Source organism: Lysinibacillus cavernae (assembly GCF_009724685.1).
GTDB classification, from domain to species: Bacteria; Bacillota; Bacilli; order Bacillales_A; family Planococcaceae; genus Lysinibacillus; species Lysinibacillus cavernae.
Genome location: NZ_WMEF01000005.1, coordinates 1 through 15875, shown reverse-complemented (window position 1 = coordinate 15875; position 15875 = coordinate 1). Strand labels below are relative to the sequence as shown.

17 protein-coding genes are annotated in these 15875 nt (G+C 34.1%); 11 read left to right on the top strand and 6 right to left on the bottom strand.

Annotated elements, in window-relative coordinates; genetic code table 11:
- Nucleotides 1–74 precede the first annotated feature (74 nt).
- Nucleotides 75–1016, bottom strand: coding sequence for an ATP-dependent DNA ligase (locus tag GJU32_RS12045; RefSeq protein ID WP_230875031.1), 942 nt, complete (start codon nucleotides 1014–1016; stop codon nucleotides 75–77).
- 296 nt (nucleotides 1017–1312) lie between these two features.
- Nucleotides 1313–2275, bottom strand: coding sequence for an MBL fold metallo-hydrolase (locus GJU32_RS12040; protein WP_155592199.1), 963 nt, complete (start codon nucleotides 2273–2275; stop codon nucleotides 1313–1315).
- Nucleotides 2276–2410: 135 nt separating this feature from the next.
- Between GJU32_RS12040 and GJU32_RS12035 the strand changes: the two genes are divergently transcribed.
- The 5 genes from GJU32_RS12035 (at nucleotide 2411) to GJU32_RS12020 (ending at nucleotide 6417) form a co-directional block, all read left to right on the top strand.
- Nucleotides 2411–3886 (top strand): methyl-accepting chemotaxis protein, encoded by a 1476-nt coding sequence (locus GJU32_RS12035; RefSeq protein ID WP_155592198.1) that lies wholly within the window; start codon nucleotides 2411–2413, stop codon nucleotides 3884–3886.
- Nucleotides 3887–3962: 76 nt separating this feature from the next.
- A complete protein-coding gene (locus tag GJU32_RS23600) occupies nucleotides 3963–4097 on the top strand; it encodes a hypothetical protein (protein WP_274381817.1) in 135 nt (44 codons plus the stop codon).
- A 139-nt stretch (nucleotides 4098–4236) separates the two neighbouring features.
- The gene (locus GJU32_RS12030; RefSeq protein ID WP_155592197.1) at nucleotides 4237–4710 is read left to right on the top strand and encodes a GNAT family N-acetyltransferase; all 474 of its coding nucleotides are present in this window, start codon (nucleotides 4237–4239) and stop codon (nucleotides 4708–4710) included.
- Between the two features lie 46 nt (nucleotides 4711–4756).
- Nucleotides 4757–5413, top strand: a complete 657-nt coding sequence (locus GJU32_RS12025) for a hypothetical protein (RefSeq protein WP_155592196.1) — start codon at nucleotides 4757–4759, stop codon at nucleotides 5411–5413.
- Between the two features lie 248 nt (nucleotides 5414–5661).
- On the top strand, nucleotides 5662–6417 hold the full coding sequence (locus tag GJU32_RS12020) for an SDR family oxidoreductase (RefSeq protein WP_155592195.1): 756 nt from the start codon (nucleotides 5662–5664) through the stop codon (nucleotides 6415–6417).
- An 85-nt stretch (nucleotides 6418–6502) separates the two neighbouring features.
- Here the strand turns inward: GJU32_RS12020 and GJU32_RS12015 are convergent, their stop codons facing one another.
- The gene (locus tag GJU32_RS12015; protein ID WP_155592194.1) at nucleotides 6503–7489 is read right to left on the bottom strand and encodes a YhdH/YhfP family quinone oxidoreductase; all 987 of its coding nucleotides are present in this window, start codon (nucleotides 7487–7489) and stop codon (nucleotides 6503–6505) included.
- 107 nt (nucleotides 7490–7596) lie between these two features.
- On the opposite strand from GJU32_RS12015, the gene GJU32_RS12010 reads away from it, so the two are divergent.
- From GJU32_RS12010 to GJU32_RS11995, 4 genes are all read left to right on the top strand, one after another.
- Nucleotides 7597–8016, top strand: a complete 420-nt coding sequence (locus GJU32_RS12010) for a MarR family winged helix-turn-helix transcriptional regulator (protein ID WP_155592193.1) — start codon at nucleotides 7597–7599, stop codon at nucleotides 8014–8016.
- 175 nt (nucleotides 8017–8191) lie between these two features.
- Nucleotides 8192–9220 carry a DUF1835 domain-containing protein gene (locus GJU32_RS12005; RefSeq protein ID WP_155592192.1) on the top strand — a complete coding sequence of 343 codons (1029 nt, stop codon included), beginning with the start codon at nucleotides 8192–8194 and terminating at the stop codon, nucleotides 9218–9220.
- 53 nt (nucleotides 9221–9273) lie between these two features.
- Nucleotides 9274–10299: a serine hydrolase domain-containing protein gene (locus GJU32_RS12000; RefSeq protein ID WP_155592191.1), complete on the top strand. Its 1026-nt coding sequence runs from the start codon at nucleotides 9274–9276 to the stop codon at nucleotides 10297–10299.
- A 26-nt stretch (nucleotides 10300–10325) separates the two neighbouring features.
- Nucleotides 10326–10880, top strand: coding sequence for a tetratricopeptide repeat protein (locus GJU32_RS11995; protein WP_230875029.1), 555 nt, complete (start codon nucleotides 10326–10328; stop codon nucleotides 10878–10880).
- 200 nt (nucleotides 10881–11080) lie between these two features.
- Here GJU32_RS11995 and GJU32_RS11990 read toward each other — a convergent pair whose 3' ends face one another.
- On the bottom strand, nucleotides 11081–11287 hold the full coding sequence (locus GJU32_RS11990; RefSeq protein WP_155592190.1) for a hypothetical protein: 207 nt from the start codon (nucleotides 11285–11287) through the stop codon (nucleotides 11081–11083).
- A gap of 1058 nt (nucleotides 11288–12345) precedes the next feature.
- On the opposite strand from GJU32_RS11990, the gene GJU32_RS11980 reads away from it, so the two are divergent.
- Together GJU32_RS11980 and GJU32_RS23170 are read left to right on the top strand one after the other, a co-directional pair.
- Nucleotides 12346–12666 carry a hypothetical protein gene (locus GJU32_RS11980; protein WP_155592188.1) on the top strand — a complete coding sequence of 107 codons (321 nt, stop codon included), beginning with the start codon at nucleotides 12346–12348 and terminating at the stop codon, nucleotides 12664–12666.
- Nucleotides 12667–12828: 162 nt separating this feature from the next.
- Nucleotides 12829–12999 (top strand): hypothetical protein, encoded by a 171-nt coding sequence (locus tag GJU32_RS23170; RefSeq protein WP_196426674.1) that lies wholly within the window; start codon nucleotides 12829–12831, stop codon nucleotides 12997–12999.
- 570 nt (nucleotides 13000–13569) lie between these two features.
- Here the strand turns inward: GJU32_RS23170 and GJU32_RS11975 are convergent.
- Complete coding sequence (locus GJU32_RS11975; RefSeq protein WP_155592187.1) at nucleotides 13570–14520, bottom strand: tyrosine-type recombinase/integrase; 951 nt, start codon at nucleotides 14518–14520, stop codon at nucleotides 13570–13572.
- Nucleotides 14521–15362: 842 nt separating this feature from the next.
- Nucleotides 15363–15875: IS110 family RNA-guided transposase (locus GJU32_RS11970; protein WP_155592186.1), on the bottom strand; the 513-nt coding region annotated here is incomplete at its 5' end.

Sequence of the window (15875 nt, the reverse complement as noted above, 5' to 3'; positions counted from 1 at the left end):
TATTTCTAGTGAAATTGTTTAGTTAATCATTAAATAATTTAGTTTTATTCAATATGTCTTTCGGTGTAATGTACTTAAATCTGGTGAAATCTGCATTTTTCTGGATTTATTGATACAAACGCTTCGATGGTTGGATGTCTTAACTTTTTACAATTGATCCATTCAAGAAAGTGAACTTTCACTGTAAAAAGAGGGTCTAACCAAACATTATCTGTAACGTCGAAATTTTCAAAAGGTGATTTTTCTCTTATAATTGAAATTATACTTTTCGTAAAATGTAACCAATCTTCTTTCGTTAAATTTCCAGAACCTACGCTACCTATATAAATTAACTGGTTTTGGTCATTATATAAGCCTAAGTGTAATGATTTAACTAATGAATTATTTAAGGTTACTCCTCCTATTACTGCAATAATATCTTGATTTTTCTTTTTCTTTAGCCATCGTCTATCCTTGCCATTAATAGTATAAGTACTATTTAAATCTTTGAAAACAACACCTTCAAGGTCATTTTCAATGCATGCATCGAAAAGTGCTTGTGTATCCGTAAAATTTTCAACAACATTTATATGTGTATTAGGAATAATCATTTCTCTTAAAATTTTTTGTCGTTCTGATAGGGGTAAGTGTGTAATCCATTTATCATCAATTGAAAGAATATCAAAAACCATATAGGCAATGGGAACATTTTCAAGGACTTCTTTGTTTTTCTCTATGTTTCTAATTCTGTCTCGTTTCATTACCTCGTAAAATGAGGGAACACCATTTTTAAAAGCAATTACTTCACCATCAATAATAAATTTATTAGTTTTTGAATACTCTTCTGGGATTAGTAATTCTGGATATTGCTTTGAACGTTCATTCAAGTTACGATTAAAAACTTGCGTTGTGTTATCTGACGAGTACACCAAAATCCTAGTTCCATCCCACTTAACTTGTCCAACCCAATTGTCCGCTGTAGGAATTTCCAATGTAGTCATCGGCTCAAAAGGTTTGATAGGCTTTATTGTTGTCATAGTAATTTCCTTTTTTATAGCTAGCATTAACAACTATAAAGATTTTAATGTTCTTTCATAAAGATTTTTTCTTTCAACTGTGATTGGGATGGGGTCAATGGTCGTTTAAAACCTGAGTTCTTTACGATTCCTGCTGTAATGGAACGCATGAAAAAAAGTGATTAATCCCATTAAATACTTTCAAGAGGTAGGGAAGCAACAGGATTTTCAAGCTGACCTGAACTATTTTTAATCTTAAGGTATTAAACGAACAAGGAGGTGTCTGCAAATGACTGATGAGACACCTCTTTTTCTATTTATAGTGGCACCTCCGCATTTACTTTTTCTAAATAATCCAGTATCCCCATTGACGATACAATGGTATCAAATGGAATCGTTTGATAGACTGGATGATTATCCGAAATACCATTTTCCTGTAAATAGCTAAATAAAAGCTCTTTTAAGCGAGCATCTAAGAATTGGACTTGTTCCTGGAAATGGCTTGATGCTGCTTGTGCTTTTCTACCTTCTGCTAAAAAGAGAGGGGTCCAATAGCGTACTTGACGATAGGCCTCTGGTGGATTTTTATAAGCACCATAATGGCCAAAATATAATTCATTTGCTTGTAGCTTTTCGTACAATTGAATGGATTGCTCCATTGTTTCAGGATTGTACTGGTTAGGCGAAGTTGATGGGATAATTAAATCTATCGCTTCTCCATCCATTTCTGGATAACGAACGCCTGTAGTATCACCTACAAACAAGCCATTTGTAGCGGAATAAAACATCGAAACATGATGTTTTGCATGGCCTTCTGTATGATAGAACGTTAAATAATGTTGACCTAGCTGAAGACGTTGTTCATGACTAACTTCTATAATTCGCTTAGCATCAATGGGCACAATCGGATCAAAGAGTCGGTCAAATTCAGCATCATAGACTCCTTTTGCACTGAAAATAAGACGACTAGGATCAATCATATGAGCCGAACCTCGTGGATGGACGACCAATTTGGCATTGGGACAGCTTTGCAAAAATAAACCTGCGCCACCAGCGTGATCTAAATGAATATGTGTCACGATGACATAGTGAATATCCTCTAAAGCAATATTTAATTCCTTTAATCCTTCCTTTATGTAAGGAACAGATGGACTGGCAGAAGTTTCGATTAAGGCGATTTTTTCATCTATTAGTAGGTAGGAGCTTGTTCGCTGCTCCCGATTTAAATCATGTGTATCAATACAATAAAAATTTGGTGCGATTTGTTGGACTCTACTCAATTCAATTTCCCCTTTTATTTCTTCAATGTACAAAATATGCTTTTACATGCAATATTTAGCTACAAAAAGTAGTAGTTATACTATATAATAATAGAAAATCAAACTGAATGTCCATTCATTTTTAGGGGGATAGCAATGGAGAATAAAGTTCGTTACGATACACGGAAAGTCCACCGTGTCAATTTGGCTATTATTTCAATTTTGGCCATTCTAATTTGTGGGCCCATGATTCTATCGAAAGGAATACTATTTTTATTTATCGGACTAGCTGTCATCACATTGGCAGTATGCAATTATTTATTACCCATTAAAACCTATGTTAAAGGTTTTATCTTTGGTCTAATTCCATCTAGTGTAGTCTTTACATTATTTTTGCTTGATAGTTTTTCATTAAATAAACATTATATTTTACTGTGTACGGTTGCCATTATCGCGCTGTATTTTAAAAAAGAATTGATCGTATTCTTTGGCATACTGACAAACGTTAGTTTTTTCATTTTATATTTGGTCAACTCGCAATCTTTGTTGGGGCCATTTGATGACATTATTGTCTTTGTGACGCTTTTAGCGATTATGAATGGAGTAATCATTGCCTTTTATTTACTTGCAAAATGGGGTAATGAGCTGATTGAACATGCGGAAATTCAGCAAAATGAAGTGCGAGCGTCTTACAATCAATTACAAAATACGTTTCAAGAAATCGAAAAAAGCAGTCGTGCCTTGGACGAGCATGTAACGCAATTCCAGCAAACTATGCAAAGGATTTCAGGCTCAAGCAAGCAAATATTGTTAGCGACAGAAGATATTTCTGCCAGTATTCAACAAGAGGCTTCCAGTTTACAAATGATTCACGGAACAATGAGCGATTCTGTTCATTTTGTTAATGAAACATTGACGATTTCGAAGGACACAGTAGCGAAATCTAACGATCTTCAGCATGAAGTGTTGATAGGGTGGGACAAAATGCAGGACGCGATGGCCCAAATAAGTGTAATGAGTCATGCGATGAGCTCAACAGCAGAAACCGTAAACGAGCTTCAGCATAGTTTGCAAACGGTGGATAGCTTATTAAAGGGAATCACACATATTGCAGAACAGACAAATTTATTGGCACTAAACGCGGCTATTGAAGCGGCTAGGGCAGGAGAGCATGGAAAAGGGTTTGCCATTGTGGCAGATGAGGTGCGTAAGCTAGCAGAGGAAAGTGCTGCCATTACTGTGAGCATAACTAATGTAACGAAAACCTTATTTGAAAAATCAACAGAGGCTCATCACCGTTCTGACGAAGGTGAACAAGCATTACAGCATGGTGAAAGGCTATTGCAGGATGTCAGTCAATTCTTTACTATTTTGAAAGAAACATTTACGCAAACGAATACTGATTTGACAAGGGGGATGCACGAATTAAGCAGTGCCATTAAACAATTCGAGGCGATACAAATGCAAATTGAAAAGCTTAATAAAATGACAGAGCAAAATGCAGCATCCACTGGCGACATATTGCATTCAGTGGAGGATGAAAATCAACTATTGGTGATGATGACAGAAACAACGAATCGTATTCAGACTTTAAGCGATACGTTAAAGTCTTTAGTGATGGCAAAGGTTTAATTGAAACATTGATTTTGAAATAAATGGTAGGGTAAAATAATAGTATGATTAAACATCCTAGATGGAGGGTATGTAGATGTTATTCATCAGTATTGTTTTATCCATACCCGTTTATGGTTATTGTATGTGGTGCTTGTATAATCCAGAGGAAAGTTATCTCTTTTTTGAGCGCTGGCGTTATAAAGAAACACCAGAGTTATCAGATTTGTAAATTAAATTCATACGTATTGGTAGCGTGTTTGCACTGGTGATTGTAATTATTTATTTAATTGTGGTAGCTGTGCATGCATTCACCCCTTCAGCGCCGTTGCCAAATATCAACGTATGAGTAGAAAAGGAGGAAGGATTCCATGAACATTCGTAGCTTACAAAGTTCAGATTATTATACTTTATCTCCACTAATCAATGAGTGGTGGGGTGGAAGGGAAATGTCAGATAAGTTACCCAAATTATTTTTTGATCACTTTACAAATACAAGCCTTATTATGGAAAAGGATGGCGAAATTATCGGTTTTCTTGTAGGATTTTTATCTCAGTCCAACTCCAATGAAGCATTTATCCATTTTGTTGGGGTTCATCCTGATTATAGAAAACAGAATATTGCGAAAAGGTTGTATGACGTATTCTTTCATGTAGTGAAGCAGTATCATCGTAATATTGTTAAATGTGTCACGTCACCTATTAACGAAATTTCGATTGCCTTTCACACGAACATGGGATTTAGAATGGAGAAAGGTGACAAGGAAATGAATGCCATGTCCATCCATAGCAATTATGGTGGAGAAAATCAAGACCGCGTCTTGTTCTATAAAATTATACAGTAATTTACGAAACAGGAGTCGCATATAGTCCCGAATAAGGGGGCTATAGATGTTTATCAAAAGGATATTTACGTTATGGTTTCTACTTTCATTCCTTGTATGTGGGGCATTTGTTTTTTTCGCAAATGCACCTATTCAATATGCTGAAAAATCAAATGTGCCAATGTCACGACCGAGCAATAATGAATTATTGAGTTATATTCAGCAATATCAATTTTTAATCAGTGATATTTCTAATGCCTTACGTAAAGAATCCTATCATTCTCTAGTAGACTATGGTGTTCTGCCGAATGGGAAAATCGAACTTCTTGTGTCATTACCCGACAAGGTCGATAACATGACAAAGCAAAATATAGAAGAAACGATGCTGGCTGTTATCAAAGAACATGATTTACATCAGATTTCTTTTCAACTAACGCTAAAGAGTCTCTATGAGCCTTCAGATACTCTTTCGACTCGCCTCAGCTATAATGATGTCATGGCAAATCTATTTGAAGCAATGATTGAACAAAATTATGATACCTTCAGCATCGATCACAGTATTACATCAGAGAATATTCATATACTAATCAATTTGACAGAGGAGAAAAATGAAGCGTTACAAAAGCAGGTTCAACAGTTAGCCGAAGACACAATTAGGGAACATCACTTTGATTTACAAAGGTTTACTATTGAAGTTCAACGTAACATAAAAAATACTAATTAGCGGCTATGGTTTGTCAAATGGGGCACGTATGATGGGGTAAGAGACATAGAAAGTGGATTAAGTATCTATAAATTTTGTTCAATGAAAATAATGAGACAACCTTATCCACTTAATGGGGCAGTATGTCTATTTGTTGGGGGTTGATGATGAGTATAACAGTGGTGGGTAATTTCCAAAAGCTGGGCAGACCATCGTGGTTATGCTCTTTTTTATCTACATAACATCTCTTTTTAAACGGGGGTAAATAGATGGGTAATTTCCAAAATAATATCGCAATCATTACAGGAGCAAGTCATCCAAGTGATATAGGAACAGCTATTTGTAGAAAATTAGCTGCGGATGGTGTAAATATTTTTTTTACACACTGGCATGCGAATCCTGAGTGGATTGACGAATTCAAGAATGAGATTTTGAGTATGGGTGTTTCTAGTGAAGAAATGACGATTGATTTATCAGATCGACAGGCAGCAAAAACAATACTTCATACGGTCGTCGAAAAACTAGGTATACCTTCTATCTTAGTAAATAATGCAGCTCATTCAACGCAGGATGGTTATTTACTGTTAGACGCACAAACACTTGACGAACACTACGCAGTGAATATGAGATCAACTTTTCTTCTTTGTGTTGAATTTGCACGTCTATTTCAAAATTCCAACTTACAATCGGGTAGAATTATTAATATGACATCGGGTCAAGATTTAGGGCCCATGGTTGGGGAACTCGCCTATGTATCTACAAAAGGAGCTATTTCAGCCTTTACTAGATCATTAGCACAAGAGCTTGCTCCATTTGACATAACAGTTAATGCTGTTAATCCAGGACCAACAGACTCCACTTGGATGAATGACGAGATTAGAAACTATTTGTTACCAAAATTTCCAATGGGGCGAATCGGAACGCCAGATGATGTAGCAAGAATGATTAGCTTCCTTGCAAGTGATGAGGCTAAATGGATAACTGGACAAATACTCCATTCAGAAGGCGGATTTCTGCGAGGGTAGAGTGAAAAAAATAAATTGTCTGATGAAATAAGGGGCAATAAAAAGAACACAAATGGAATGTAACATTTGTGTTCTTTCATTATTATTAAAGTTTTATAATCGTTCTTCCTAAATGTTGACCATTTTTGATAGCATCAATTGTTTTAGGCACATCTTTAAGTGAAATTGCATTAGTTAGTGCGTCTTTACTGACGTTCCACTCTTTAGACATTTTCACCCATACGTTTTCTCGATTTTCAATTGGTACATTCACTGAATCAATTCCTAAAAGGTTAATTCCTCTAAGGATAAATGGCAATACTGTTGTTGTTAGATGAATGCCTCCTGCATTTCCACACATACTCATGCTTCCGCCATAAGAAATTTGTGGAATCAATGCAGATGCCACTTCACCACCTACAGTGTCTAATACATAGTCATATTTCTGCTTATTTAATGGTTTTTGTATTCCACCCAATCCACTAGCAAAAATGACTTCAGTTGCTCCTAAGGATTTTGCTACTTCTACTTGATGCTCTTTTCTTACCAACGCAGTGATGTTTTTATAGCCAATTTTAGATAGGATTTGTAATGCAATACTTCCGACGCCACCAGTCGATCCAGTCACAAGTATACTAGGATTATTCTTTACGTTCATTCCATTTTGTTCTAAAGCCATAATAGAAAGCCCAGCAGTGTAACCTGCTGTTCCAAAAATCATGGCATCCTTTAAATCTAATTGGTCTGGCAATGGTACGATCCATTCGGCAGGGACTCTAGCATATTCGGCAAATCCGCCTGTATGATTCATTCCCATAGCAAAGCCAGTTACAATGACCTGCTGTCCAGGTTCAAATTGAGTATTCTTCGATTGAACAACTGTGCCACTTAAGTCAATACCAGGAATCATCGGATAGTTTCGAATAACACCACCATTTTTCTGAACTGCTAGCATATCCTTATAGTTGATGGAAGAATAAGCTACCTGAATCAGCACGTCTCCTTCAGATAAGTTATCAAAAGTTATCTGTTCTAATTCATAAATAATTTGTTCATCCTTTTCTTTCACAACAATTGCTTTAAAAGAATCCAATTAATACATCCCCTTTTAATTCTGCTACAAAATAGTTTTGGTGCAGAAGTGTTTTCTGTTCAAAGTTATCATGATAAGATTGTGATTGTCAATATGGAGGAGATAATATGGAATTACAGGAATGCATAAATTTTTTGTTGAGTACTAGTCAAAATAAAGTATTTAAATACTTCAGTAAACTTTTAGAAGAGTATGGAGTGACACCTGCTCAATATGGTGTATTAAATTGTTTATGGCATGAGGGACAGCTCTTTCCTAAGCAAATCGGGGAGCTATTATATTTAGAAGCGCCTACAATTTCAGGTATTTTAGATAAAATGCAGAAAGCTGACCTGGTTGAACGATCAATTGATCCAGAAAACCGTCGAGCTGTTTTAGTAGTGGCTACTCCAAAAGCGAATGAACTGAAGGAGAAAATAGAAAAAGCAACAGCTGAATTAAATCAAACAGTTCTTCAAAATTTGTCAAACGATGAACAAGTTGTTCTCAAAAAGGCTTTGTCCACGATTATGAATTCTCAATTTTAATGTTCCTAAAAAGCAAATTGCAGCTACGCTACAGCTGAGATTTGGTTAGGGTGATACAGGCACATCTACAATAGGTAAGTGGTTTTTCGAATAAACGTTGCATGTATTTAACATACAAAGCTATGTCCTAACATCTAGAAAATTTTGTTAAAATTTACGTAAGGAGGCAGGTAAGTTGATAAGAGAATTAAAAGAATTTGTGTTAGAGTCAAGCGAGGATGAAGTGAAGTCCCTATTATTTCAAATGCTACTTAGAATAAGTATAGAGGAACAGAATGAGCAAGACCTTGCAAAAGATCTAAAAAAGTTTTATCGCGATTTTCTAATCTTTAAACAAGAGCAAAATAAACTCGAAAATGAAAAAGACTATCAAGCTGTACATGTTGTATTTGGCGATTCTTCATCGGGTAGTTTAAAATTGGCACTTAAGGATATGGAAGAAGAAAAGGTAATTTGCTTATCGGATAATTTTTCAATTGGTCCTATATGGAAATTAGAGGAAGAGGAGGGGCTTGCTCAAAGGCATAAATGGTTAATGAATCATATCAATATCGACGAAGACTATTTATTTAAATATCAGTATGTATTTAAAAATACACTTTTACAGATACATGCTATCCCTGAACATGTAAGAATTATAATCTGGGCTGGTGAAAATTCTGATGAACAAACTGCTTTAAGATATGTTCTTTATTTATTGAAAGATAGAGCAAACAACATTATTTTTATCAATACAACTACAAATTATAATAAATATTTTACAAAAACTAATTTAGCTTTACCGCCTAAACATACAGGAGAAGTTGCATCAGATAAGTTAAGAAAAATATATGAAAGAAATAGATCGAGTCAGCCCTTATCTCAAGAAGAACGAAAAAAATACGAACATGATTGGTTAACATTATCTAATGACAGAGACAATCTCAGAGTATGGGAAAATAAGCGTATTTGCAATGTAGATGAAGACTATTACGACGACTATATAATACATACAGCGAAAAGATTACATGTTGAGAGGAATTTTTTAAAATCCGCAAGACTAATAGGGGAAATTATCGGTCATTTGAATCAGGCTATTGGTGATCAATATTTTGACTATAGATTGATTCATTTAATCTTACAAGGAGTTTTTGAAATAGAAGGGGTGCCGAAAGCAATGAGGTTTTATAGTGTGAAACTCCGTAAAGATTCCGAGTTGGATTGATGTAAACGAGCTTATTATGTAGTTTAAAACCCTATAGAAAGGTGTTGTGTTGAATGTTCGCTAATTCATTTGAAAAAGTAATAAATTCTGTAAAAAGTACATTTCATGCTCTTGATTGTACAGGAGCTGCTCTCGTTTTGTTTCAGAATAATGAATTGCAAGTGGAACAATATTGGGGGAAGAATTCAGATCAGAAAAATGCACGTTCTATTCAAGCTGATACAAAATTTCATCTTGCTTCATGCCGTAAAAGCTATATTGCGTTTGCAGTGGCATATGCAATCTATCATGGTGATATTCAATCAATTGATGATGAGATATCTTTATATCTATTGCCTGAACAACAAAAGGAAGTATTTAATGGTATTACAATTCGACACTTAGTAACGCATTCACATGGACTCGAATACATAGAAGGAGAGGATATACGTACATTTGCTCCAGGCACTAATTGGGCCTATCGAGGTAGAAATATAGAATTAATCTCAGAAATCATAAAATTTGCAACAAAGCGAACGATTGCTGAAATTGTTAATGAAGAGGTTTTCAAACCATTAAACTTTGTTGAAACGAATTGGTACAACACATTTGATGATACCTTCGTTGAAGTCATTCGAGAACAGAATGAACGATTTTGGTCAGCTTCTACAAATATAGACGGTAGTCAAATGAATATGTATGCATCTGCACGTGAATTAGCGCAGTGGGGGTTACTTCACTTAAATGAGGGGAAAATCGATAGTAAACGAATGATTCATCCAGAAATCCTAAAGTTAGCTACTACCATACATAGCCCTACATTCTCAAATCCTGATCTACCTGAAAACGGTTTTTTCTGGTACGTAAAAGGATCTCAGGCGAATCGTTCTGAAATAGGTGCCTTTGTACCGAATGGAGCTTTTCAAATTTTAGGTTATACAACGGTCACACTTCTAGTTATTCCAAGTGAAAAAATCGTAGCAGTTAGAGCATTTAATAGTTTTGGATCACCAAAGGGATATGATTACTTAGTGGATGTTCGAAATTTTGGGAATTCAATTATGATAGATTTAAATGAAATGGACAATGATTCACAGTGAAATTGTTTTAATTGGCGGTGGAGTGATTGAAATTATTAGATATTCCATATAATTTAGATTTTTACTTTGATAAGCATTTAAGAGAAGTTCCCATTTCAAAAAATGATATGATTAAAGGTATTGATTTTTTAAAAAATGAAATTCTTAGCCACTGTGATAATGGCCAAGAATTAGCTAGCATATATGGTCTGATTGGTGTCTATTCAAGAATTATCAATAAAATAGAAGAAAGTAAAAAATACCTTAGTTTAGCAATTGAACTGAATAGACAATTAGGAAATCATAAGCGTATATTTGTCAATGAGTTACGCCTTGCACACACATATCAATGGGAAAAAAACTTTCAAGAATCCAATAAAATATTTAAGAAACTGATGGAGCAATCAGAAAATAATAGCGATAATCATTATTTGGACTTTGTCTACCAGCATTACGGTAAAAACTTATATGACCAAAGTGATTACCGATTAGCGCTAACATACTTTGAAAAAGCATTAAGACTCAGGGTCAATAAGGGAAATCAAGAACTTATCGATTCTACTGAATATGCAATTTCCATTTGTAATGAGCAGATAAAGTAAAAATGGCCAACGTATATACCCGTGGTACACGTTCAATTAAATGGTGTAAAAGGAATAGTAAACTTCAAAATGTTAGTATCACTATTGCATAGTCGGAAATAACCGGGACTATTTTAGCCCATATTGTTTAATTAATTCGCTGCACATATAACAAACATGAAATATAAAACTGCTTCCACCAAGTGATAGATCAGTGTTTTCTATTTGAATTTTTCGGGCTTAGATACTTTGAATGAAACCACTTCACCACAATTTTTGCAAAAGGACAAAGTAAGTGGGGAGCCAGAATTAATCAAAGATCCTACGGGTCTAACATTACTTTCGGTAGATAATTTTCCATGACCAAGTTGACCAGTTGCAAAAGTGTCGTTACCACAAGCCCTGCAAACTAAATCTTCATTTTCCACATAATCACCTCATAATGTAAATTATGTAAATTGTAACATAAAAAAAAGCCGCAGTGTCGTCACACACTACAGCAAAATAATGAATTTTGAGGAGAATTTGCAGTGAAATAGTTGATTAGAAATCTTCTATTAGCTTTTTTCCGTTTCATCTTTTTTACTTCGAAGTAGCAATGCCATGAATAAAAAGCTTGCGACCCAAAAGGAAAAGAATAAATTTTCGAGCAAAGCCCAATTACCATTTTTGAAATAATCCCATACAGTTGTAAATAAAAACAATGTGACAAAGAAAGCGATATATAAGCATTTTCCGAATGTAGTCAATGAGAGCACCTCTATTTGATTTATGTAAATAAACATATAGTGCGGAATAAATACTATGTAAGGGTCACTGGACTGGAAGTGACCCTAAGTAACAAATGGGGAGGCCGTGACGGTCAACTAGCGCCACAACCTAATAAGTGCGTGCGATACACTCAATGATAATTTGTGCAAATCAACGTTATCTATACATAAAAAAAGCCGCAGCGTCGTCGCACGCTACAGCTTGAATTGGTTTTGACCTTTTATGGCTTAGTCATATAATGATTATACCACAAAAGCGTACAATACCATGTTAAAAGGGTAAGTAATTACTCACTAGAATTTGTTACAGTAGTTTGAATCAATCAAGGCAGCCAGTAGCAAAGGATAACTACAGTTACATTGAGTCTAAAACAGTATGTAGCGCTATGACGAGTTTTATTAGGAACAAGATTTATCAATTCATTAATTTCATCTTTTAATCACATAATTGCCATTCTCGTGATACTTTGTGATGAAAAGTAACAAACTATTCTTCTAATACACTTCTGTCGATCCCTTGTTTTTAGCTATTTCCGCTAAAGAAAGATCTTGATTTTTCAACAATGTATAAATTTCTTCGTTTTTATTGAATTCTATCACCATATGGTGTTTTTGTTACATTTATTTTGTGAACTATATAAAATTTTTATTGCCATTATCAGAACGTAGGTTCTATAATATATGCAAACGGACGTTCTGGTGAAGGGAGAATATAAATGGCAATCATATATCAGTTTTCAAATAAAACATTTAGAGAAATTACAAATGAAAGAATAAACGTAATGAAAATTGCAACTGGTTTTATGGGAGGTATTGTAAAGGTCTATGAACGAGAGGGGACAGTCATTATTCATAGCGAAAATAAAAAGTCCAGCCATGCAAGTATTTCAACCAAAAACGGCCAAGTTAAAGAATGGGAAATGAGATATGCGATTGAACACATTTTAAAACGAAATGTTACGGATGTAAGTATACGTGTTAGTGATACAGGCGTTGTCCATATTCGGAATAAAGAAATTACTTCACTCCCTAATTAAAGAAAAGCCTCTCATTAAAATAAATAAGCGTTGTCCATTATTTTTCGATTTTAAGGTAGGTAGAGCCAATTGATGTTTGGAATCTCAAAACAAATCGATATCTATAAACTATAAGAGGGATACTCAAAACTAAGTAGAATTATTAAGTTTGGAGGAAAATCTATGATAAAAAAAATAGGAATTGGTTTGTTTATCATTGGTGTAGTCATGGCGTTAATAGGTATGCCTTATTTATTGGGATATTCAACAAATGAATTTTTAAAGTATCCTTTGTATTTAGGAATGATAGTAATGGTTGCCTCTTTCCCTACAAAATTAGCAAAAAGAAAGTAATTTGGATTAATGATCTAAAGCCATTGAGACTTCTTTTTATTTTAGTATTGCAATGTTAATCAAAACATTCATTTCATCTATTGAATAATGACGTAATTAGCAATTGTCCCTTTATCCTCCCTTGGTATTTATTTGTAATAATAAAAGTGGATCAATAGTGTAGAATGTTGTCAGTACATAAAAACCACAATAAAAATGAAACAGTATGTGCCAAAGAAAAAATAGTAACTTTAAGCATTTTTAATCGTTTCTTCTATATAAAATAGTACTTGTCCAAACCTTCTTTATTTACATTATTACGAACTGGGGTACTTTTTTATAAAAAATTTGCAGGTACCCCTGTAAGTGCCTACAAAGTGCCCCAGTTAAATACACTTAGTTACAAAGGTATAGAAACCCTCATTAATACAAAACCTTGATATTATGCACATCAAAAAATTAAAAATATCATGGTAGAAAGCAAGGTCATAAGTTATGCTTATCAGTATATTTTTTAAACCCCTTGATACTAAAGGGGTTAGGGGAGGTAAGTATAAACTGTACCCCAATCCGTACCCCAATTTTAATTGTTTATAGAGATTTATCAAAATTTAAGATTTGGTTCATCACTTGCATGGCCTGTTTTTCTCTTTCAGCAAAAGAATGCGCATATGTTTTTAGCAATGTTGAATTAGTCATGCCAAGAATTTTTGCAACTGTTGTAGGTGGTGTTCCTGAAGCTATAGAGATAGTAGCAAATGTATGTCTCAAGCCATGCGGAGAAATTAATTTTACACCATAAATCTCATGCATTTGTATCAAAGTTAGTCTGGCAACCTCCTGATTTAAAGGTTTACAAGTATTACTGATAAAAACTAAGTCATCATCTTGATATTGTTTCCCATAGGCTAGTTTTTTTTCAATACACCATTTCCTATATCGCTCTAACTGCTTTGCTAAATCATCTGTCATATCAATGGAACGTATACTATTAATTGTTTTTGCAGATCTTTCCCCATAAAAATCGCGAGTCCGACTAATATAAATAATTTTTTTTGTAAAATCCACTTCAGACCATCGTAGAGCCTTCGCTTCTCCTCGTCTCATCCCTGTAGCAGCTAGAAGTGCTATTAAAGTATATCTTGAAATATCACAAAATTGTCTAATGCAGTTTAACAAATGTGTTAACTCAGTCGGTGTTAAATAATTTCCTTCAACTTCATCATTATTTTGTTTCTCCACACGTGGTAACTCAGCCTTCGCTATTCGATTTTTATCGATTATTTCATCTTCCACCGCTGCATTTATACAACCTATAAAAAAATTATGATATGTTGCAATGCTTTTTGGGGCAGCAATAGGTATTAATCTATCAATAAATTGTGATTGATAGATGCTTTTTGTAAGTCGAGAAAGTTTAAATTGCCCAATTAAAGGCTTTATAAAAGAGTCAATAATATTACGATATGTTTTAGGTGTAGTTCCTTTCCATTTTGATTTTTTTCGATCGTAATATATGTCTACCCAATGTGAGACGGTCACGTTATCATTTAGCGCAATCTTTTCTCCTCCATTTAAAATTGTACCTTTTAAAGTAATTAGAGCTTTTTCAGCATCAAGTATAGTGTCAAAATTATATTTCGATTTCTCTCTACGCTTGCTGTTATGATCATAGTAATTGTAACGATATGCATATTTCTTTTTTTTATCGGTATCAATATACCAATATATATCCTCTTTTTTGTTACATTTAGTTTGTATCTAGCCATTATTGTTCACTTCCTATCTAACTGACCCGGACAGGTACATAAATTAGAGTTTAAGGACAATTAAAACATCACTCCTTTCACAGTAATTTGAAGCAGATAACCTATATTAAACTCACTTATGAACAGTCCTATATTTATCATCTCATATTTTAAAAGGTAAGATTATGCAACCTCTGCATAATCTGCTTATTGTTATATTGTGTTAATCTCCTATAAGCAAAATCGTATTCTACGTTAAAGATTTGCATTACTTGCATAATGGTTTGTGCTGTATGATTAAGTATCGACAATGATTCCAACAAAGTAAGGAATACAAGCGTTGTTGTATCTTTAAAACAAAGTTTAACCGTTTGTAATAAAGTTGTACCGTTTTGAAAAAAGTTATACCGTTTATAAAAAAGATGAACTGTTTTTTAGATCTTATAATTTATAATAGTTTGAACAGAAATCCTGTTATATGCAGGATTTTCTCCTTATTCAGCAAAACCAGCTAATAGTTGTCAAGATTTTTCAATAAAAATATTAAAACCTACATGATATACTAAAAAAGGGTATATCAAATAAGCCTTCCTCTTATAAATGGAAGGTTTTGTTTAATGTACTTAGATATAGTTTTTAAACCGCATTTTGGAAGGTTTCTTTCCTTTTTAGTAGGGCATATATCCAATGTAAAAGCTTATTAGCACATGCAATAATTGCTACTCTAAAAGGTTTTCCTTCTTCTCGTTTTTTATCGTAGAACTCTCTTAATTTCTTATTTCTAGGGATTATTTCATCACTTGTTTTTTGCTTACGCGCATCTCTTATACCGCATTGTACAGCCATAAACAACGCTTGCCTTAACCGGCTTGAACCTCTTTTGGTTATACGGTTTATTGAGGCAGTAAACCTCCCGGAAGAGTATACGCTTGGATCTATCCCAGCGAATGCTACTAGCTTTTTAGGATGATTAAACCGCTCTATCTCTCCAATTTCGGAGATGATTGTTGCCGCAATCTTTTCTCCAACACCAGGGATAGACTGGATGATCTCATATTCTTCAATTTCTTTAGCGAGAGCATCTATTTCTGCTGCTAACTTTGATAGATGCTCTTGATATTGAAGAACAATGTTAATAAACATTCTTAG